This window comes from Aliivibrio sp. SR45-2 (assembly GCF_963890165.1).
Taxonomy (GTDB): domain Bacteria; phylum Pseudomonadota; class Gammaproteobacteria; order Enterobacterales; family Vibrionaceae; genus Aliivibrio; species Aliivibrio salmonicida.
This window is the reverse complement of record NZ_CAWPRC010000146.1, coordinates 1-21662: the sequence shown is the minus strand read 5'-3', so window position 1 is coordinate 21662 and position 21662 is coordinate 1. Positions and strand designations below refer to the sequence as shown.

The 21662-nt window shown below is 40.5% G+C and carries 13 protein-coding genes; 7 read left to right on the top strand and 6 right to left on the bottom strand.

The features are described from left to right. Positions 1 to 44: 44 nt before the first annotated feature. From bcsG to bcsE, 3 genes are read right to left on the bottom strand one after another with little or no spacing between them, the layout of a single operon-like run. A complete protein-coding gene (gene bcsG / locus AACV33_RS08015; RefSeq protein WP_182700103.1) occupies positions 45 to 1670 on the bottom strand; it encodes a cellulose biosynthesis protein BcsG in 1626 nt (541 codons plus the stop codon). Next, positions 1667 to 1843, bottom strand: a complete 177-nt coding sequence (locus AACV33_RS08010; RefSeq protein ID WP_012552190.1) for a hypothetical protein — start codon at positions 1841 to 1843, stop codon at positions 1667 to 1669. Before AACV33_RS08010 ends, bcsG begins: the two co-directional genes overlap by 4 nt. Before the next feature lie 4 nt (positions 1844 to 1847). Then, a complete protein-coding gene (bcsE, locus tag AACV33_RS08005) occupies positions 1848 to 3395 on the bottom strand; it encodes a cellulose biosynthesis protein BcsE (protein WP_182700102.1) in 1548 nt (515 codons plus the stop codon). Between the two features lie 281 nt (positions 3396 to 3676). On the opposite strand from bcsE, the gene AACV33_RS08000 reads away from it, so the two are divergent. Genes AACV33_RS08000 through AACV33_RS07975 form a run of 6 tightly spaced genes read left to right on the top strand, consistent with a single transcriptional unit; the run spans position 3677 to position 14524 of the window. Then, positions 3677 to 3913, top strand: a complete 237-nt coding sequence (locus AACV33_RS08000; RefSeq protein WP_023602933.1) for a hypothetical protein — start codon at positions 3677 to 3679, stop codon at positions 3911 to 3913. Further along, positions 3913 to 4683 (top strand): cellulose biosynthesis protein BcsQ, encoded by a 771-nt coding sequence (bcsQ, locus tag AACV33_RS07995; RefSeq protein WP_017021970.1) that lies wholly within the window; start codon positions 3913 to 3915, stop codon positions 4681 to 4683. Before AACV33_RS08000 ends, bcsQ begins: the two co-directional genes overlap by 1 nt. 4 nt (positions 4684 to 4687) lie before the next feature. Beyond that, on the top strand, positions 4688 to 7306 hold the full coding sequence (gene bcsA, locus AACV33_RS07990) for a UDP-forming cellulose synthase catalytic subunit (protein ID WP_023602934.1): 2619 nt from the start codon (positions 4688 to 4690) through the stop codon (positions 7304 to 7306). Then, complete coding sequence (bcsB, locus tag AACV33_RS07985; protein WP_370527149.1) at positions 7303 to 9600, top strand: cellulose biosynthesis cyclic di-GMP-binding regulatory protein BcsB; 2298 nt, start codon at positions 7303 to 7305, stop codon at positions 9598 to 9600. Before bcsA ends, bcsB begins: the two co-directional genes overlap by 4 nt. Next, positions 9597 to 10775, top strand: a complete 1179-nt coding sequence (bcsZ, locus tag AACV33_RS07980) for a cellulose synthase complex periplasmic endoglucanase BcsZ (protein ID WP_182700100.1) — start codon at positions 9597 to 9599, stop codon at positions 10773 to 10775. Before bcsB ends, bcsZ begins: the two co-directional genes overlap by 4 nt. Further along, the gene (locus AACV33_RS07975) at positions 10766 to 14524 is read left to right on the top strand and encodes a cellulose synthase subunit BcsC-related outer membrane protein (protein WP_182700099.1); all 3759 of its coding nucleotides are present in this window, start codon (positions 10766 to 10768) and stop codon (positions 14522 to 14524) included. The genes bcsZ and AACV33_RS07975 overlap by 10 nt, the downstream gene beginning before the upstream one ends. A gap of 110 nt (positions 14525 to 14634) precedes the next feature. Here AACV33_RS07975 and AACV33_RS07970 read toward each other — a convergent pair whose 3' ends face one another. The 3 genes from AACV33_RS07970 to norR form a co-directional block, all read right to left on the bottom strand. Then, positions 14635 to 15666, bottom strand: coding sequence for a hybrid-cluster NAD(P)-dependent oxidoreductase (locus AACV33_RS07970; protein WP_065609636.1), 1032 nt, complete (start codon positions 15664 to 15666; stop codon positions 14635 to 14637). 94 nt (positions 15667 to 15760) lie between these two features. Further along, the gene (gene hcp / locus AACV33_RS07965; protein ID WP_017021965.1) at positions 15761 to 17422 is read right to left on the bottom strand and encodes a hydroxylamine reductase; all 1662 of its coding nucleotides are present in this window, start codon (positions 17420 to 17422) and stop codon (positions 15761 to 15763) included. Between the two features lie 247 nt (positions 17423 to 17669). Beyond that, positions 17670 to 19199, bottom strand: coding sequence for a nitric oxide reductase transcriptional regulator NorR (gene norR / locus AACV33_RS07960; protein ID WP_182700098.1), 1530 nt, complete (start codon positions 19197 to 19199; stop codon positions 17670 to 17672). 256 nt (positions 19200 to 19455) lie between these two features. Between norR and AACV33_RS07955 the strand changes: the two genes are divergently transcribed. Then, positions 19456 to 21662 (top strand): bifunctional diguanylate cyclase/phosphodiesterase (locus tag AACV33_RS07955; RefSeq protein WP_182700097.1); only part of this gene is annotated, 2207 nt, incomplete at its 3' end.

Below are 21662 nucleotides of genomic sequence, written 5' to 3'. Positions count from 1 at the left end.
ATGTCTCCACTGAAAAGTATTGAGAGCATGGGCTTTTTAATGGTTTACCTTGTTGGGTATTCAGACCATGTTGTGCCATCAAGAGACACGTAAGGTTTGTTGTTGTATTCCATTACTGTTGTGCCAGAGTTCTGTGCCACCATTTTTGTTTTTGGTAGCCCCTGAGTTAAGGCTTTTGGATCAAACGTTGTCTTGCTGTAAATATCCTGCTCTAAAATTCGACTCACCAATGTTGATACGGCGAGATAACTCGATGTGGCATTAATGTGAACCGTCTCTCCTGTGCGAGTAATGTTCTCGCCAAAGATCTTCATTCCTACTGGGGTGTGAACAATCGTTGATGATGGAATTTCACGCATACCCGCTATTTGCATTTTATCACCACGCATCCCTGCGCCATGTTCTGGTACAAGCATAACAACTACATTTCGTTTTGAGGCTTTAAGTGTTTGGAAGAAACCGTATAAATCATCAAGTAGGTTTTTCAATCGAAGTTTGTAGCTCACTAATCCAACTTTGCCACTTGCCTTAATAATACGATTGCCATCATGCAATGAAATGGTGTTATAAAGCGCGACAGTCGATCCACCTTCTGCGTTTTCTCGTTCTCCTAACCAGCGATTAAGGACATCTTTGTCTCGGTATATTGGTGAGCCATCGAACGCGGATTGATATTGAACTAATCCTGCTTGTGACATTAATGGGGCTTTTAAATCGCCATCTTCTTCAAGCAACCCTAAGAAGTCATCAAATTTACCATCGTGGTTTAACAATAGGTTTTCTTGGTAACCTAGTTTTGCAAGATCATCAAATAAGAAACATTGTTTAGAGGATGGCGGAGAAAATAGCTCTTGGTGTGTTTCTTGTCCACAACTGGCTCTCAATAAACGAATAACGGCAGGGCCACTGTAAGAGGTTGCAGCACTGAAATTATCAAACATCACATCAAACTCTTTAAACAAAGGGTGATTCTCTAATCCGGCAATTTCAATGTCATCCCAAGCGACAGAACAAATACTTAAGAAAAGAAGATCAAACTTAGCGGAGGGTGCAGTGGTTGGAAACGTCACTTTACGTTGTGCTTCATTTTTAAAGAACCGCTCTTTGGCTTGGTTTAATACGGCGTCATTCACAGGACCACTTTCATCGTTGTTGGATAGCGAAGGTGTCGTTACTTGTGTAATGACCGGTTGCTGGGCGGCAAGGGGGATTTCTTGTTGATCAGCAAAAAAATGTTGAGGCAGACTCATATAAATTAGAGCAAGAACCACAAAGACAGAGATGCGGAACACTTGATTTAAAAAGTAGTACGCAAAGAGTAATACAAAGAAACCAAGTAATGCCTGTGTAGAGATAAAACGACCTGATAACTCGATAAGATAGCTAAGGTTAAACTGCAATAGCTGCCCCATCTGGCTCCATAAGCGGTCTAAAGGGGGGAGAAAAGAGTCAAAGTGCAGTAACCATAATCCAGCAGGAATCGCGATGCATTGGCGCATTACCTTTAGTGCTTTAGGGGTTAATGGAATAAGTAAAAAGGCAACGAGTGCGAAGTTCTCTAGCGGGTGAAAGCTGATAATGTCTTGTGAAAACAAGCCTATCTTAATGATGAAATAAATATTCCACCAGCCAAGGCCATAAAGAGGGTGTTGCGATGCGTTTGTTTTCATTTATCTGAACTTCCATTATCTTCAAAGTGATATTTAACTAAGTGTTTTGGCTTTCGGATGTACGTGGTATATAAGCGCCATACTGCTGTCGCGATATCTCGTAAAAAATAGCCAATAAGTAAACCAGAAAGACCGCTGAACAGAGCGGTGAGTATAAAGTCTTCAATATTCATCGTGTTAAAACTCCAACGGTTTATGCTGCGCAAGAATAAGTTGTGCTGATGAAGCCGACGAGGTGTAAGGGGCGTTATCGGTGGGAGTTAACTCATCATCAATACTGACGCGGTGTTCAAGTATATTCGGCAATTCATGCTCCACTCTTCCTGATGTGGTAAAACTGGTTTGGCTTGAGAAAATATCTCGAATTGGCAATGTAAAAATATTATGCAATGCGATAGGGAGATCACTCATGCGCACCCCTTGCAAGAAAAGATAAATGGCATCGTGGCATAAGGTCATTACATCTCCCTCTCTTTGTATGTTGCACATGCTCAAATAAGAGTGAGGTTTAATATTGGGAAGGATCTCTAATTTAATCAATGCAAATTCAGTTTGAGCCACATCGAAGTGCTTAAGAAGCTCTCTGGTATAGTTTATAAAAGCGTCATTGTTAATGTAGCCTTTTATTTCTGTGGTTTGAAAACTGAAATTAAGCAGCTCTTCTGTGGTACTTGGAAGTGGGCGAGTCAATACTTGGCCGCGTAAGATCTCAATGGAGCTAAGCATGCTTGAGAATCGAGTCCCAAAGTGAACAATAAGGTTGATGCCAGATTGCAGTAAGTACATCTCATCGGAATAGCGTAAGCAGGAATGCATTTCTCTTACGATAATTTTTATATTTTGGCCAAAGCGTTTACGTAACAGATAGATCCTGACACCTAACTGGCGAACTTCGTCTTGTTTTGAGCAGCTAAATACGATGGTTGCTCGAGACACGCCACTTAAGTGTCGATCCAACTCTTCATTTGTTGGAGAACATATCATGGTGTCGACTATTTTTTGATTGTTCTCAATGGCTGTTTTTGAAATATAAATGGCACTCTCATCATCTATATTAAGAAGTGTTGTTGGTTGATCTGTATTTATTTTTGACTGTACAACGAGTGAATTTTCATTACTGAGGGTAAGGTAAGTTTCACTCTCGCTTTTCATTCCGGAGTCCAATCCCCAATAATAAACGTGATACAAATAGGTGTTTTTATCTATGTTTTGTAAGGTTGAATAACCGACACATAAATCAGGGCGTTGACTGAGTAGTTTTTTTATTAAATGAATGTCTCGGCCATATATTAATAAATTGATAGTGAGCTTGTTGTCTATAGCGAATTGTTTCAGTTGTTCAAAAAATACAACGGCCTTATGTTTCAAATTTGTTGCCAACATGCTATCAGGGATAATGATTATTACTGATGTGTTCTTTTTTATATGTAATTCTTTTATATCGTTATATACATGATTCAGTGAATTAGAGCCTTTATTCTTATTGAAAAATATGTTTTTACAATCTGTATTTAAATTATGTTTAAAAGTGAATACGTCAGACTCTTTTAATGAGCTAGTGAATGAATTGAGTGAGGATGCACATATAAACGTATGAGTATTTTCTTTTTTTATTAACGTTGATACATGATTTAAGATAGGAGCCCTAGTGCTAAATGTAGTTGTATAGACACTTGATTTTAGTTTTTTATCTTTATTTTCAAGTGGATAGCTGTTTGTTATCATGATTTCTCACTCAGATTACAATCGTAGTATAATATACCGTTAAGATGATTTTATAACAAAATAAATACAATATTGTACTAATATAATGTCATATCTTGTGTTGAGAAAATTAGTTTATATTCTTTTTTTTAATATGTATTTAATCTTAAATTTATAAGTCTATCTATTTATATTCAAATCTCATATACGAGACGTTTAGTGAGTATTATATTCGTACGTTAATGTAATAGAATTAATTGTTCGTTAAATGCTATTACATCACTAATCAAGGATACTACTTTATGGCTAAGCCCTTTAGTCAGGATATAACGGTTTTATTTTCAGCCTTTGATACAAAAGAGCGTTCATACAATGAGTTAAGTGAAGAAGAACGTTATAGAGAAATAAAAAAATCATGGAATGCATTAGAGTTACTGTCCAAGAGTCATATTGGAAAAAATAATAAAATTCAAAACAATAAAAATTATTTAACCCCCGATTTTAATGATAATTCTATTCATAACAAAGTGTCAGCGTAATGAAAAGAATAATTATCACGGGTCTACGTGGTGGTGTTGGTGCAACAACCGTCGCGGCAAATTTAATTCAATCGGTAGTGGCACTTGAACAATGTGCTCATGTGATTGATATGCGTCCTGAAAATTTAATGCGTCTGCATTTTGCGTTAGATTTATCGACCACTGATGGATGGGCGAAGAGATGGCTTTCTGGAGAGTCATGGAAAAATGCGGCTTATATAAGTCGTGGTGAACTGCCTTTTGTTCCTTATGGGGCATTAACGGTGGATGAAATTGATAGCGTGACACAAAGATTGACTGAGTTACCTCATGGCTTGCTTGATGTTTTTCCGAGTCAACCAGAGGTTGCGGATGAATGGCAATTGATTTTATTGCCAAGTGTTAATGAGCTTCACCATCGCTATACCGCGTTGCTTGATAGTGCCGATATGGTGCTGTGTGTGATTAATGCCGATATTCAAAATTATACTTACTCTCAGCAAAGTGCTTTTTTCCAATGCTTCAATCAACGTCATCACCCTTACTTCTTAATTAATGGTTATCAGCCGCTTAGTGAGAACAGTGTTGATCTTTCTTTAGTATTTAAACAAGAACTTGCTGAGCAGTGTTTACCCATGTTATTGCATCACGATACATCCATTCCAGATGCCTGTTCGCAATTAAGTAATGTGATTGATTATGCGCCACACAGTCAGATATCTCAGGGGTTTAATGAACTTGCGTTTTGGCTTCTAACTCATTTTTCCGCGAAAACCATGGAAGGTATATAACACTATGTTTGGCTGGCTATCTCTGTTTTTCCAACCTATATTTATGATTCAATTTCGTAAACAGTTGCATTTCTATACTCAAGATAAAGCGCCTTCTTATGCGAGTCAGTTTATTCTGTCTGTGTGGTTTGTTGTGTGTTTTTGCTTTTTAAAATCGAAAATAGCAGGAATAGACAGCTGGAAGCTACCTCACTTTTTATACCCGCAAATTGATTTTTCACACATCAAACTTTTTGATCCTTTGCGTATGTCGATTCAGACGGTGTGGTTTTTAATCGTACAACCTAAAAAATTGACGGGAACCATTTCTCTTACACAAGGGATCGGTATGGTGTGGAAACAAATAGGACGTCTCTTCTATTTACCGCTCAAAGGATTGACGTTTGTTGTGAGTTGGTTAGAGAGTTATTCAAGCCGCCATGCGATTGTCTCTAAAGAAAAGAGATTAAAAAAGCCGTCGTTATCAACTCGTGTTTTAAATGTCGCTATTGGTTTTGTTGTTTGTGTTCTTGCGATATTGTGTTTCACCATTCCTTTTAGCTTAACGGCTCAAGCGTTCTTTCTGGTTGCCTTATGGTCACTGGGTATGATGTTTAGACGCATGCCAGGTCGTTTTCCTACCATCTTATTAATTACCTTATCGGTAACCGTGTCTTGTCGTTATATATGGTGGCGCTATACGTCTTCTTTAAACTGGGATGATCCCTTTGCTCTGTTTTTAGGCTGTGTGCTGTTAATGGCTGAAACCTACGCGTGGATCGTTCTTATTCTTGGGTATTTTCAAAATATTTGGCCGTTAAATCGTCAGCCAGTGTCATTGCCTACGGACCAATCAACGTGGCCAACGATTGATATGATGATCCCAACATATAACGAAGACCTTGATGTGGTTAGAGCCACGGTTTATTCGGCATTAGGCATTGATTGGCCGAAAGAAAAACTGAATATCTTCATTTTAGATGATGGTAAAAGAGAGTCATTTAAAGAATTTGCTGAAGAAATTGGGGTGGGGTATATCCGTCGACCAACCAATGAACACGCGAAAGCCGGTAATATTAATTACGCATTAAAACAGACTTCAAGTGAATACGTTGCCATTTTTGATTGTGACCACATACCAACTCGTGCTTTTTTCCAAATGACGATGGGCTGGTTTTTAAACGATGAAAAATTGGGGTTAATTCAAACGCCTCACCACTTTTTCTCTCCGGATCCATTTGAGAGAAACTTATCTAATTTTGGGGATGTACCGAATGAAGGCAGTTTGTTTTATGGCTTAATTCAAGACGGTAATGATTTATGGGATGCGTCATTTTTCTGTGGGTCGTGTGCCGTATTACGTCGTGAACCATTAGAAGAAGTCGGTGGTATCGCGGTTGAAACGGTAACAGAAGATGCACATACGTCGTTAAGAATGCACCGTTTAGGTTATCGTTCTGCGTATTTAAGAAAGCCATTGTCTGCGGGGCTTGCAACCGAAACGTTATCGGCTCATATCGGTCAACGTATTCGTTGGGCCCGAGGCATGGCTCAAATATTTCGTGTGGATAATCCATTATTAGGTAAAGGGTTAAAATGGCAACAACGCTTATGTTATGCCAATGCGATGTTGCACTTTTTATCGGGGATCCCTCGGATCATCTTCTTGCTTTCTCCTCTCGTATTTTTGCTTTTACATACTTACATCATCTATGCGCCTGCCCTTGCGATTATTTTGTATGTATTGCCCCACATGGTTCACGCCAGTATGACGAACTCCCGTATGCAGGGAGAATATCGTTATTCATTCTGGGGCGAAGTGTATGAAACCGTATTGTCTTGGTATATCGCAAGACCCACTACGGTGGCTTTATTTGCTCCTCATAAAGGGACATTTAACGTGACTGCAAAAGGGGGACTAATTGAAGATACTCATTACGATTGGACGATCTCTAAGCCTTATTGGCTATTGGTTATTCTCAATGTTCTTGGCATTGGTTTTGGTTTGTACCGTTTAGGATGGGGGCCAGACGATGAACTCGGCAGTGTGGTCGTGAATTTACTGTGGGTATTTTACAACTTACTTATTCTTGGCGGTGCGGTCGCGGTGGCTGAAGAATCAAAACAAGTGAGAAAGGATCATCGTGTGGTGGTGAACATACCCATGTCGATTCATTTACCGTCAGGACACAAAGTACGTTGTGATATTAAAGATTTCTCATTGGGTGGTTTAAGAGTGGAGTTGCCAACGTCCGTTGAGCTGTTCTATGGGCACAAGTTAGACATTATTTTACAACGAGGAGAACATCATTTTGTTTTCCCTGCAAAAGTGACTTACAGCAGAGGTAAGGCATTAGGTTTGCAACTCGAACCATTTACAAAACAACAGAATATTGACTACGTGCAATGTACGTTTGCACGTGCCGATGTATGGACGAAATGGCAAAACAGTTACCAAAGCGACAAGCCTTTAATGAGTATGCTTAGCGTATTTAAAATTGGTGCAAAAGGCTACAGAAATACAATCGCTTACAGCCCAAAAGGGGTGAGAGTTATCGCTCAATTTATAACAATAATAAGTGAGTTTTTGCTCACGTTTAAACCAAAAAAAGTCAACCTTCAGAGTGCAAAGTTATGTGGATGAAAACTAAAATAAACGTCATAGCAATGGCGATAGGCTTGGTCAGTTTGAATACGAGTGCGGCGACGCCTTCTATGGCAAACGAGAACCGTTCGGCACAAGCAATGAATGGCGAAATGGTGACCGCAATGGTATCGCCAACCATTACCAAGAAGACATTCAGTTTTAGCGATCTTGGTTATGGGCAATCGATTCAATTACAAGGCAGCGAAAGTACCGCTTATATTGGCTTTGGTTCTCGTTTAGATGAAGTGGTTTCACAGGCATCACTGCATTTTGAATTAACCCCATCGCCGGCATTATTGTCGTTGGTTTCTCATATTAAGGTGTATTTTAACAACGAGCTGGCTGGTGTTGTTGCCATCAATAATGGGATGCAGGGAAAATCGTCAGCGATTGATTTGAACTTAGACCCTCGTTTATTTACCGATTATAACCAACTTAAATTTGAGTTAGTGGGTAATGCATCGATGTCATGCAGCAACCCTAATGACAGCAGTATTTGGGCAGAAATTAGCTCACAAAGTTCGATTACGATGTCGACACAAAAAACGAAGATCAATAATGATTTAAGTTTATTACCCGCGCCGTTTTTTGATTCAAGAGACATGAGTGATTTAACATTACCAATGGTCTTTGGTGATGATCTCGATATCAATGAAATAAAAGCCGCAGGTATTGCCTCATCGTATTTTGGTGCATTGTCAGAATGGCGTGGTTCAAACTTTCCGGTTGTTGATAATCAACTGCCTACTCGTGATGCCATTGTCTTTATTACGAACGACAGCAAACCTGATTTTCTGCGTGATTTCCCGGATGCCGATGGACCTCGCATTCAAATGATCTCTCACCCAACGGATCCGTACGTAAAACTGTTGCTTGTGATTGGTCGTGATAGTAACGATCTTGTGACCGCAGTAAAAGGATTGTCGTTAGGGCAACACTTATTTACGGGACCATCAGCCAAAATCAATAACGCCGAGCAACTTGTTCCTCGCAAACCTTATGATGCACCAAACTGGATAAACACAGACAGAGCTGTCGCTTTATCTGATTTGTTGAAGGAAGGCGCGTCGTTGCAAGTAGAGGGACAGAATCCACCGCCGATTTCTGTGCACTTCCGTTTGCCACCTGATTTGTTTACTTGGCAAAGTCGCGGTATTCCATTTGATTTGAATTATCGTTATACGCCACCGTTGATGGATAACTCTGGCTCTCGCATGAGCTTGAGCGTGAACAACCAATTCGTCAAAGCGTTCAATTTAAACACCACTGGTGAGTCGAATAACAATACGCGTCTGCGCTTGCCATTATTAGATGATGACTTACTGGGCGGCGGCGATGTGGTTCGTATTCCTGCTTTCCAAGTGGGCAGTAATAATGAAGTCAAATTTGAGTTTGGTTTTGCGTCATCAGTTGGTGGAAAAGACCAATGCCAAACCATGCAACCAAGTAAAAACTACGCGGTGATTGGTGAGAACTCGACCATCGATTTCTCAGGTTTTTCTCATTACATTGAAATGCCAAACATGCGTGCGTTTGCTAACTCAGGTTACCCATTCACAAGAATGGCCGATTTATCTGAGACGGTGGTGGTTATTCCGACGGATCCATCAAATGAAGAGATCCAAACCTTCGTTAACATGATGGGAGTGTTTGGTGCGAACTCGGGTTACCCAGTATTGAATGTTACGTTAACGGACGAGTGGGACAAAGAAACACTGGAAGATAAAGACATTCTTACCATTGGTGTGATGCCAGAGTTGGCTTCTGTCGATAAGAAAGACATCGAGCATATCCAATTAATGTCGTCTGATCGTGTGCTTAATTTACCAAGTAAAAACGAAGCGCAACGCGGAAAAAATTGGGTTGACCCGGGCAGTGATAACCAAAACGTTGCCGACGCTATCAGTATTAGTACAACGGGGGATTTTGCCGCCATCACCAGTGTTGAATCGCCTTATTCTTCACAACGCACCATGGTGAGCTTATTGGCTGAAACCCCAGAGTCGTTCGCGTTAATTAATAAAGCCTTAAATGACAGCGGTAAAGTGTCTGCTATGTTTGGCTCAGTGATTACGCTACGTGATGGTGAAGTGGCGAGCTTTAATGTCGGTAAGCATTACTACGTGGGAGAGTTACCGATATCGCAATTGATTTGGTATCACTTCTCTAAATACCCACTGCTTATTGCCTTTTTTGCTACGTTACTCGTGGTAATGATGACAATTATTTTATTCCGAGTGCTTCGTCATATTGCACAGCGCCGTTTAAACCCAGAAGAGGATGACCTATGAAAACGCAACTAACGTTAGTCAGTATATTGGTTGGTTCATTGTTGTGTTCTTCAGCCGTTATGGCTCAAAAGGTGAATATATCGCCTCGTGTGGCTTCTCAAGTCGTGATGACAAAACATAACCAGTGCCAATGGCCAATGTGGCAGAGTTTTAAACAGAATTACATTAAGAATGGCAGAGTGATTGATAATAGCGATCCTCGCTCAATCACAACATCAGAAGGCCAATCTTATGGGTTATTTTTTGCTTTAATTGCGAACGATGAACCGACGTTTAACGCGTTATTGCATTGGACAGAAAAGAACTTAGCGGATGGGGATCTGACGGGTCAACTTCCTGCGTGGTTATGGGGAACGCTGCCTAACGGGAATCAAGGGATATTGGATTCAAACTCTGCCTCGGATTCTGATCTGTGGATAGCTTATAGCTTAATGGAAGCGGGCCGATTATGGGACAATTTCTATTATCAGTCGTTAGGACACTTACTTGCGAGCCGCATTCTTCGCGAAGAAACCATTACAGTATCAGGGCTTGGTACTGTGTTGCTTCCGGGTAAGCAGGGGTTTGTTTTAGGTGACAATCATGTCCGTTTGAACCCAAGTTATGTTCCATTACAGCTGCTTACTCGTATGGATACGTTATTCCCTGAATACCAGTGGGAAGAACTGTATCAATCAAGTGCGCGAGTGATTAAAGACACGATGCCTAAAGGCTCTAGCCCTGATTGGGTTGAATGGAACAAGACTACATTTCAAAACGACAAGCAAACAAAAGCAATGGGAAGCTATAACGCCATTCGTACCTATCTATGGGCTGGGATGCTGCCAAACAGTGATGAAAATAAAGCGACTATTTTAAATAAAATGCAGCCCGTTGTGCTTGAGTTAGAAAAAGGCAAAGGGATGCCTGAAATGATAAATACACGCACAGGGAGAGCGAAAAATCGTGGCGGTATAGGCATTAATGCCGCGATTCTTCCATTATTGAGTGCGGTGGATTCCATTAAAACCGCTGACGAATACGCTGAAGATATTGAAGCATCTCTACCAAGCATTGAGAGTGACAGTTATTACAACAGTGTGTTGACCTTATTTGGATTAGGTTGGTATGAAGGGCTTTATCAATTTGATACTGATGGCAGTGTTACGCCTAGCTGGACTCACGTATGTCAATAGAACGCTTTTCTTTTAATAAGGTAACTCGTTTACTCCCCATTGCGATAATGGGGGCTTTTTTTTCATCGACAGTGATTGCCGCTAGCCCAAAATCAGAATTGGACATCATTAAACCAATGGTGTTTCAGCGTGATGTATCAAATGTGCAATCTACCGAGTGGCTAGTAAAGCAACTTACGTATGCACAGTTACTTCATCGTCCTGATATTACTGAAACCACGTTAAAGCGTTTGTTTGCCGTTGATCCAAACAATGCCGAAGGATTGAGTTTTCAAGCTCAGTACCTAGCGAAGTTAGGGCAAGTTGACCAAGCGATGGGAATTTTGAAACAACTAGAAACTACCCAGCCTAATTCTAAAACAACAAAGCAGCTTAAAGGCGCATTGTCTGTTTATGGTGAAAATAAAGCGGCCTACCAGAAAATTATTTTGTTATCCCGTTCTGGTCGTAATAAAGAAGCCTTACAAGCGTTCAAAAAATTGTTCCCCAATGGAATGCCAACCCCAGAGCTACAGCTTACGTATTTAAATATCGAATCTGGCGTTAAAGGGCATGAAAGACGAGTATTGATTGGACTCAAAAAACTGAATGCTGAGCATCCTGGCGTGCCTGATTTCCAATTGGCTTATGCAGAGCATATTTCAAAAGGCGATCCATCCAACCCAACGGCAATGCGATTATTACAACGTCTTTCTTTAGAGCCATCAGTGAGTGGCAGTGCAGCGTCATTGTGGCTTTCTCGTTTAAATGAGACGTATATAACTAAAAACGTTGTACAGCAATACGCGGTGCTTTCGAGTTATTACCCATCAAACATGACATATCGAAAAGCGTTATTAGATGCAAATAAACGTTTTGAGAAAGAACAAGAACTACGAAAAGATCCTAAATACCTCGCTAAGTTGAACGGGTTAAAAGAATTCGAATCTGGTCATATTCTTACGGCTCAACAACAATTACTTATCGCATTAAAAGCACGTCCTAATGATCCTGAAATTCTTGGTGGATTAGGCTTGGTGTATTTACGATTAGGGCAACAAGAAGTCGCGTTATCGTATTTTAAAAAAGCAAAAAAATACGACAGAGATCTGCGAAATGTCGATAAATGGAATGGCTACATTAACTCCTCAAGCTATTGGTCTTATTTAGATCGCGGTGAGAAGATGATGAAAAGAGGCGATTTTGATGGGGCAAACCGAAAGTACCATCAAGCCATAAAGCATGAACCAGATGATCCGTATGCGTACAATTATTTGGCGGAATTGGCTTTGGTTCAAAAAGATGAAACGCAAGCATTACGTTATTACAACATCGCACTGAGTAAAAATAGAGTAGATGAAACGGCATTAAGAGGGTGGTTTAACCTGCAAATATCGTCCTATGGAGAAGAAAAAGCAGTAGAGAAAGGGCATCAATTATCTTCTGGTGCTCAGAGAGTACTTGCTGAACGCTTTCATGAAATTGAAATCTCATTGCTAATGTCAACATTAACCATCGCAATGAATAACGGTGATATTGATCAAGCAAACGTGATTTTAGAACAGCTAGTGTCTGATCCTCCAGCATCACCTTGGCAGCGAAGTGAAGTGGCGGATTCTTTACGCTTAACTGGGCAAACAGAACGTGCAGATAAGCAGATGCTAACGTGGTCAAAAGAGGCGACGGCAGAGATGTCATTCGCGTATGCGTTATATTTGGCTCGATATGGCAAAACATCAGACGCGATTGCGCAGTTAACTGCAATATCGGAAAGTAACCGCAGTGATGCCATGGTTTCAAACCTGAATAGATTAGAGCAAAACCAAACATTTGGTGCGCTGTATATTCTTGCGAAGCGTGATCCTATTGCCGCAGAAAAAGAGATTGATCGTTTAAAAACCAAATACGCTTCAAACCCTGATGCGATGCTGTCACTCATTGACGTTCAATTTCAACTTGGATTTATTGATCACGCCAGAGCTGAATTACAGCACATTACGCCAACAGAAGAATGGAATATGGAGACACAATTACGCTATGGCGGATTGTTGTTTGAGCTTGAAGAAAATGAACAGTTTAAAGAGTGGAAATCGCATTTAGAAGAGAAGCACGCGAATACGGGTCTCTCCATTGATCAAAAGATTCGTCGTGATGTGTTGTTTGCTGAATATGCGTTTAGAAGTGAAGAGTATGAAGAGGCAGAAGCGTATTACTCATCGGCAAGTCAGTTAAATACACAATATCAATACGGTGCGTTACTTGGTTTGTTAAGAACACAACAAGCGCTGGGTAAAGACAAACAAGCCCAACAGTTGGCGTTGTATTTATTCACTGAAAAGCAAGAGCTTAGCAGCCGACAAAGCATGGAGTTAGCGGTTATATTAACGGAGTACGGTTACGAATCTGAATCGATTATCTTGGTTAATGATCTGAAAGAAAAACAAGACAGTGATGCCATTGATTATCGCGATGGCATGGCGATAGCGATGAAAGAGAAGAATTGGACGCTTGCTAAACACATGGCGCATTATGCGTTAATTGAAGACGCGATTAATCCTCAAAATGATTCAACCATCGCTGAATTTACAGACGACGATGCACTGGGTATTGAACCGAAACCAAACGAGGCTCCGAAAGAAGAGAGCTTGCGTGAGCTATATTATAATGCAGATGATAACTGGCTTACTCGAAACGTAAAATCTGATCTTGATCGTGTCTATGGACGTGATCAAGGCTACGTGTCTTTTGGCGTCGATTACAGTGCGCGAGATGGTCAAAATAAATCAGTACAAGTGCCGATTGAAGCGATTATCCCAATGCCTGAATACGATGGGCATTTGCAACTTCGCGCTGATGTTGTGCATCTTGATTCTGGGGATATTGATTATTATGACGCCACGGCAACAATGGATGATAAAGCAACGGGGACCGCTTTTGGCATTGGTTGGCTTGCCGATTCGTGGAGTGCGGATATTGGAACCACACCTATCGGATTTGATCAGAAAAATATCGTTGGCGGTCTCAATTTATCTGGTGATCTTGGTGATGTGGGTTGGAAAGCAACGTTATCTCGACGTGCAGAAACCAGCAGTACCCTTTCTTATGCCGGAATGACAGTGCCTAATGGAGTGAACGATCCTCAGGGTAAAGAATGGGGTGGTGTGATGAAAACCGGTATTAACCTTGGTGGAAGTTACGATCTCGGGGGTTCTGTTGGTTATTGGGCAAGTGCACAATTGCATAAAATGACGGGAGATGGGGTTGAAGACAACACTCGTGTCGGTTTACTGGGAGGGACTTATTGGAAAATTATTAATGAAGAGAATCGACGATTAAGTCTTGGTTTGAACTTAATGTATCTGAATTATGATAAGAACCTGAGTGAATATGCTTATGGAAACGGAGGTTACTATAGTCCGCAACAATACTTCTCAGCCTCAATTCCGGTGAACTATTATGAGCGTTTAAATGATGGGTTCTCGTATCTCGTCAGTGGTTCAGTGTCTAATTCTTGGACAACAGAAGATGCGCCATACGGATTATCAACGGCTGATTCAACTCAAGGTGGTGGTTTTGGATTTTCCTTACAAGCCGCCGCAGAGCAGCGTATCAGTAAACGTTGGTATTTAGGGGCTTCAGTTGATGTTCAGCGTTCCGATTTTTATGAACCAAACCATCTATTGTTTTACGCGAAATACACCTTTACGGATCGTTGGCAGCCAATAGCAATGCCAATTGATCCGTTAACGTTATATGGTGATTTTGATTAGTGTTGTCTACTCTCAGAATAAGAAACAAGTAAACAAAAAGCCGATGATTGATTTACCTTATAAAAGTAGTTATTCATCGGCTTTTTTAGATTTGTTGTAGATCGAGTAACTTACACTAAACTGACTTCAACATCCGATTGCACTTGGCTTGAGCAAGCGAGTGTATAGCCTTGTGCTAGTTCTTCTTCGGTTAGCGTTTCTGTACTGGTTCGGCTTACTTCGCCTTTTGTGACTTTACACTTGCATGAACCACAGATGCCGCTACGACACGCAATAATAATAGGTACGCCACTGTCTTCTAATACGTCTGCTAGTGTTGCGCCTTTATCGATTTCTTTTGAAACGCCAAAAGCGGGTACTTCAAACTGAACCACGCCTGATGCATCGGCACTGTCGTTGGTTTCTGGTTCTATAGGCGTAAAGCTTTCTTGAAAGAAATGCGCCATGTCCAATCCAATCGCTTCAACATAGGTTTTCATGTCTTGCATAAAATTCATTGGGCCACACAAAAAGACGGTTCTTTCTGTTAGGTCTGGGCACAGTGTGGTTAACCATTTTTGATCTAATCGGCCTTGAGGGAAATCGGTGTATTGGGGCTCTTTCAAAAGAAGTTGTAGAGAAAAATTGTCATGGTGTTGGTTTAGATATTGCAATTCATCAAAATAAATCGTGTGTTCTGGTGATCTCGCCATATGAATAAACGTGATGTCTACGTTGGTTTTATTTGCTAACCAAGTTCGTGCCATCGACATGACTGGAGTAATACCACAACCTGCACTCAATAATGCAATTTTAGGTTTAGCGGAACAATCAACAGAATTGAATGGTCCTGTCGGTGCTAATACAGAGAGGCTATCACCTTCATTAAATTCATCAATCAGGTAATTAGACACTTTGCCGCCTTCAACTCGTTTAATCGTGAGTTGTAGAAAGTCTTGTTGTGGAACAGAGCTAATAGAATAAGCGCGGTATTCCATTTTACCGTTTAATTCAACGCCAACGCTAATGAATTGCCCCGGCTTAAAATCAAACGTGTTGTTATTGTCTGAAGAAAGTTGAAGGCTGATAGTATCATCGGTCTCTAGCCATTTTTTATCACAGCGAAGTTGAGCGGCGGTTGTCGGCCAAATAAATTGTGTCATGGTTTTCTCTATTCAGTTTATTGCTAAGATTTGTATTAGCGAAAAATGCCCCAGATAACTGAGGCATACATTCATTAAGTGCGAAAAGCAGCGATTATGCAGCTAAAATCGTTTTTAAATCGTCTTCTACGTTGCTAATGCTACGCATGTCGAATTTCTCTTGCATGATAGCAAGTAGGTTATCGGTTAAGAACGCAGGGGCTGTCGGGCCTGTGTAAATGCCTTTTACGCCAAGAGCGAATAGAGTTAATAGAATAACAATCGCTTTTTGTTCGAACCAAGAAAGTACCAGCGTTAATGGAAGTTCGTTAATGCCACAATCAAACTCTTTTGCTAGTGCAAGTGCGAGTTGAATCGCTGAGTAAGCATCATTACATTGACCAACATCCAATAAGCGCGGAATACCATTAATATCGCCGAATTGGTTTTTGTTGAAACGGTATTTACCACAAGCAAGCGTCAAGATAACTGAATCTTCAGGTGCTTGAGCGGTAAAGTCTGTGAAGTAGCTACGTTCCGCTTTGTCACCATCACAACCGCCAACAAGGAAGAAGTGACTGATGTTGCCTTCTTTTACTTGCTCAATAACGGCAGGTGCTGCTGCCATTAATGCGTTACGACCAAACCCAACAGTGATCATTTGTTCGATCTCGTTATGTTTGAAGCCTTCTTGCGCTAATGCACAATCAACAACGGCGGTGAAATCGTCACCTTCTAGGTGAGCAACGCCAGGCCAGCCAACAATGCTACGTGTGAATAGGCGATCGGCGTATAGACCCACATTTGGGTTTAATAGGCAGTTAGACGTCATTACGATTGCGCCAGGGAAGTTAGCAAATTCTTTTTGCTGGTTCTGCCATGCACTGCCGTAGTTACCCACTAGGTGAGGGTATTTTTTTAGCTCAGGGTAAGAGTGAGCAGGCAGCATTTCACCGTTCGTGTAAACGTTGATGCCTTTACCTTCGGTTTGTTGAAGGATTTTTTCTAAGTCATGTAAATCGTGACCAGAAACAAGAATACATTTACCTTCGATGGTTTTAACATTTACTTGTGATGGCTCTGGGTGACCAAAGGTATCCGTCTCGCCTAAATCTAGCATTTCCATGATGCGGTAGTTCATTAAACCGATTTGCATAGAGCAGTCTAGTAATGCGTTTAATTCAGTCGGGTCAGTACCTAACCATGCCATAATTTGGTGGTATTCAGCAAAAACAGCGTCATCAGTTTGACCAAGAACACGTGCGTGCTCCATGTAAGCGGCTGCGCCTTTTAAGCCGTAAAGACAAAGTAGACGTAGACCAATCACATCTTCATGTTCTGAATCGTGACCACGGTTAACGGCTGCTTGTGGAGCCAATGCGATTAATTCTTCTACGTTGGTTGGTAAATCAAATAGTGCTGCAGGAGAAAGCTCAGATAATTCAGTGTTTGATAGCAATGCCGCTGCACGAACTTGTTCTTCAAGTTGTTTTTTGTAAGCGTGTGCTTGCAGTGCGAATTCGATAACACGCTCTGGATCAAAGTTAACGTTTGTTAGTGTTGCGAAGAAGGCTTTTGGTGCCCAATGATCGATCTCATCAATCACTACATTTACTTTACGACCTTGTTCTGCCCAGAAAGAAACACCTTGTAGTGTGTAAACTAGAATATCTTGTAAGTCAGATACTTCTGCTGTTTTACCACACATACCTTGTGCAAAAGAACAGCCTTTCGTTGTTGGTGTTTGAATTGTTTGCTCACATTGGATACAGAACATAGTTGGAACTCCAGTCATTGAATACATATTGTTCAAATCCTGTTAGGTCAGTGCGTTTTGCTACCTTGAGCAAATTGCTGAACTAATCGAGACTTGACTCTACATTGATGGGTTCTCTATTGCACAGGGCGTGCCATGTTTAAGTTGTTGATTTACAGTGTTTTTATTTTCTTTTCTTTACGTTTTGATGTGTTTATTACATCGTGCTTGTTGTGATAAATACATCATCAGGTTAAATAAGGTTGTTTTATAAACCAAATTTCTTACCCATGCGGTACAAATTTCCTCTGTCCATTTGCAAAAATTCAGCAGCTTGTGACCATGTTCCATTCGATTCGGATAAAACGTGCTCAATTAATTGTTTTTGGTAGCTTTCGACTAGCTCTCGCATAGGTTTACTTTCTTTAGGTAGAAAGGCTGTTGTTATTTTTACATCGTCGGTGTGTTCAACGTCTCCTAGAAAGTGTGCAAGAGTAATGCTCGTGTCGCTGTCTTGTATCGCTCGAAGCCCTGCACGCATTAACGTATGTTCAAGTTCTCGTACATTTCCTAACCATGGACTGTTTTCTAAATGCGTTAAGGTTCGTGGATGAATATGAAGATTCGGAACGTTAAATTGAGTGCGAACTTTGTCTAATAAATACCCTGCCAATACTGAAATATCACCCTCACGATCGCGCAGTGGGGGAACGTTAATTGGGAATACATTTAAACGGTGAAATAAGTCAGCTCTAAAGCGTCCTGTTTCTACTTCGTGCGCTAAGTTTCGATTGGTGGCTGCGATGATGCGTACGTTTACCATGACGTTTTTATCTGAGCCGACACGCTGCACTTCACCTTGTTGAATCACACGTAATAATTTGGCTTGAATTAGTAGCGGTAACTCGCCAATTTCATCCAAAAATATGGTGCCGTTATCCGCCAATTCAAACTTACCGGCTCGATGGTTATTTGCGCCAGTAAATGCGCCTTTAACGTGACCAAATAGCTCACTTTCAGCTAAGGACTCAGGCAAGGCTGCACAGTTTACATAGATCATCGCTTGCTCATTACGCAGAGATTGCTCGTGAACAGAATGAGCGACCAACTCTTTGCCTGATCCGGTTTCACCACTGATGAGTACTGCGTAATCAGAAGAGGCTACCATCTTGATATTATTACGTAATCGGTCGATTTGTGGGCTAATCCCAATCAATTCACCTTTTTGATTTCGGGCTTGTTGAATTAACGCTTGATTGATGGATTTCTGTTGCTGGTTACTGTTTTTTAGCGTTTCTATTAGTGCCTTATTATGCAAGGTGGCGGCGGCCAAGGCGGCAAAGGTTTCGATGGTGATATTATCTATCTTTTTAAACGCCCCCACCTCTAAAGCGTCTAAAGTTAATACGCCAACTAAGGTGTCTTCCACATATAAGCTGCACCCCAAGCAGTCATGCACCTCAATACTGATGTGTTCATCCACCAACAATAAGCCATCAAAAGGGTCTGGTAAGTCCGAATTAGATTCAAAGCGAACAGGGTGTTTGCTCTCTAAAATGGCTTGTAACCGGGGATGCACTTTGGGTGGGAAACAGCGACCTAATACGGCGGTGGACAGCCCTTGAACGGCGACAGGTTTTAAGCAGCCATCATGGTCTAATACAAACAAAGCACTGGCATCACAAGGAAACACTTGATGAATCGAAGAGATTAAGCGTTGGTAGTGCAGATCACTGGATAAGTTAGAGCTAAGATCCAATGCGATTTGCAATAAGACTTTTTCGATAGAAGGGTTCATCGTGATACACCAATAGAAAGCTGAGAAGCTAGAGTATCAGGTGATGTTAAAAACACATCATTAAAGACTTAATGTAGATCAATGAAAGGGTAATCAGTAAATAAAATGATCTTACAAGAGACCTTGATAGCCAGTTTATTTAACTCTTTGTAGGTAAAAGCATCGTCATTTTAATTTACGGTTTGATGTTCTGTAATTTTTAAGGCAGAATCTTGATGTTTTTTTATCCATATTGAGTTTTTCTGCCATGAGATTATTGAGTGACCGAAAATTATTAAGAGTGCTGCAATATCTCCCTATTGCGATCATTCTTGTATTTACCGTAGTGCTGAACTTTTTTATTGTGAAAGATAACAATATCAAAGTAGATATTTTGGTGGAGTCGGTACGGGCAGATGTGATTGGTACTCAAAAACAAAAAATAAAATCGAACATTGAGCAGTTATACCAACAAATAAATCATGAAAAGAAGTTGGTAGAGCAAGTTGCTAGAGAAAAACTTCGCTTTCGTGTTGATACCGCAATTAGCATCGCCAATGGATTGCTGCTTGAAAACCAAGATAAACCGATGGAAGAAGTGAAACAACTTATCATTGATGCATTACGCCCTATTCGCTTTGATGATGGACGTGGATACTTTTACATTTCGACATTAGATGGGATGAGTGTGATGCATCCTATCACTTCCGATTTAGAAAATACCTCGATACTTAATCGTATAGATTCTCGTGGTAATTATTATATTCAACACAAAAAAGAAGAATTAAATAATAAAGGTGAAGCGTTTAGTCATTATTGGTATATCAAACCAGACAAGGGAGAAGAGGAGTTTGCTAAGGTTAGCTTTGATCGTAAGTTAGGCGCATTTAATTGGTATATCGGCTCTGGTGAATATGTTCTAGATATTGAAGAAAGTATTCAGCAGCAAGTATTAGCAATGCTCTCTAGTATCAATATGGACGATGATGGTTATGTCTTTGTGTTTGATTTAGAAGGTGATGCAAAGCTAATTAATCAAAAAGTAATTACAGACCATTCTATCGATGTTTTTAAAGTAAATGATGAACTTGGTAAGCTGTTATTTAATGCGACTGATAAAAAAGGTTTCCTGCTTTATAACAATAAATTAGTTGAAGGCGCGAATTTACTCGGGCCTAAAATCAGTTATTTCCGAGTTATCGATGGCTGGGATTGGGTCATTGGAACCGGTTTTCATACCAACCGTGTCTTAACATTCATTAAAGAAAAAGAAAAAATTCTAGTGGCGCAAGGGGATGATGATTTATTAAAACTGCTTGGATTAACATTGCCTTTTAGTCTCATTTTAACGCTCTTAACTGTGATCGTTGGTCGTCGAGTGTACCGACACTTTGTGATGTTAGAAGGTCAGGTTATTGATGACTTTGAACGGTTGAAATTAAGTCGAAATGAAATGCGTTACATGGCGAAATACGATCAATTGACGGATTTGCCTAATCGAATGCAATTGACCGAAAATATTGAAAACTTGATCGCGTTATCAAAATTAGAGAATAAGAAAGCGGCGGTGGTGTTTGTTGATTTAGACGATTTTAAATACATTAATGATCAATACGGGCACACCTCGGGTGATCAATTATTACAACAAATTGGCCGACGTTTCGAGCATATTTTAGAAGAAGGGGATTGTGTTTCTCGCTTTGGTGGTGATGAGTTTATCTTTTGTTTTTCTTTGCTTGATAATATTGCCGTTGCAGAGTCTAAAGTTCGAATCATTCAAGCGTTATTTTTACAGCCTTTTTTATTAAGCGGTGTGGCAGTGACAGTAAAATGTTCTATTGGTGTATCTATATTCCCCGATCATGGTTCTAATTCTGAAGATCTTATCTCAAAAGCCGACATTGTTTTATATAAATCAAAAGAGCGACACAAAGGCGAGGTGATGTTTTACAACGCAGACATTAACGAGCAAGTTCAATATAACAGTCTGCTTGAAAAACAACTGAATCGAGCATTGCAAAAAAGTGAAATCAGTGTGGTTTATCAGCCACAAATTAATACTGAAACACAGCGTATTGAGTCGGTTGAAGCCCTTTGCCGGTGGGATAATTCAGAGTTAGGCTCCGTGTCACCTCTTGAGTTTATTCCGGTTGCTGAGCGGATTGGCGTTATTCATGACATTGGGGATTACGTCTTTTATTTGGCGTGTCGTGACACAGTCGCGTTAATGCCAAATGGCAACAATGCGATTGGGGTGTCTATTAATATTTCACCAAAGCAATTGGCTCGTATGGATTTTGAAAAGCGAATTATGTTGATTGTGCATAATTCTGGGATTGATATTAAGAGGGTGACATTAGAAATTACAGAGAATATATTTATTGACGATCTCACCACCGTATCGCCCGTTTTACAAAGATTGCGAGCGCAAGGGTTTGGTATTTCTCTGGATGATTTTTGTACTGGGTACTCTTCGCTAAATTA

Coding starts and splice junctions, on each gene's coding strand:
- bcsG (WP_182700103.1), bottom strand. CDS start 1,670: ATGAAAACAAACGCATCGCAACACCCTCTTTATGGCCTTGGCTGGTGG.
- AACV33_RS08010 (WP_012552190.1), bottom strand. CDS start 1,843: ATGAATATTGAAGACTTTATACTCACCGCTCTGTTCAGCGGTCTTTCT.
- bcsE (WP_182700102.1), bottom strand. CDS start 3,395: ATGATAACAAACAGCTATCCACTTGAAAATAAAGATAAAAAACTAAAA.
- AACV33_RS08000 (WP_023602933.1), top strand. CDS start 3,677: ATGGCTAAGCCCTTTAGTCAGGATATAACGGTTTTATTTTCAGCCTTT.
- bcsQ (WP_017021970.1), top strand. CDS start 3,913: ATGAAAAGAATAATTATCACGGGTCTACGTGGTGGTGTTGGTGCAACA.
- bcsA (WP_023602934.1), top strand. CDS start 4,688: ATGTTTGGCTGGCTATCTCTGTTTTTCCAACCTATATTTATGATTCAA.
- bcsB (WP_370527149.1), top strand. CDS start 7,303: ATGAAAACTAAAATAAACGTCATAGCAATGGCGATAGGCTTGGTCAGT.
- bcsZ (WP_182700100.1), top strand. CDS start 9,597: ATGAAAACGCAACTAACGTTAGTCAGTATATTGGTTGGTTCATTGTTG.
- AACV33_RS07975 (WP_182700099.1), top strand. CDS start 10,766: ATGTCAATAGAACGCTTTTCTTTTAATAAGGTAACTCGTTTACTCCCC.
- AACV33_RS07970 (WP_065609636.1), bottom strand. CDS start 15,666: ATGACACAATTTATTTGGCCGACAACCGCCGCTCAACTTCGCTGTGAT.
- hcp (WP_017021965.1), bottom strand. CDS start 17,422: ATGTTCTGTATCCAATGTGAGCAAACAATTCAAACACCAACAACGAAA.
- norR (WP_182700098.1), bottom strand. CDS start 19,199: ATGAACCCTTCTATCGAAAAAGTCTTATTGCAAATCGCATTGGATCTT.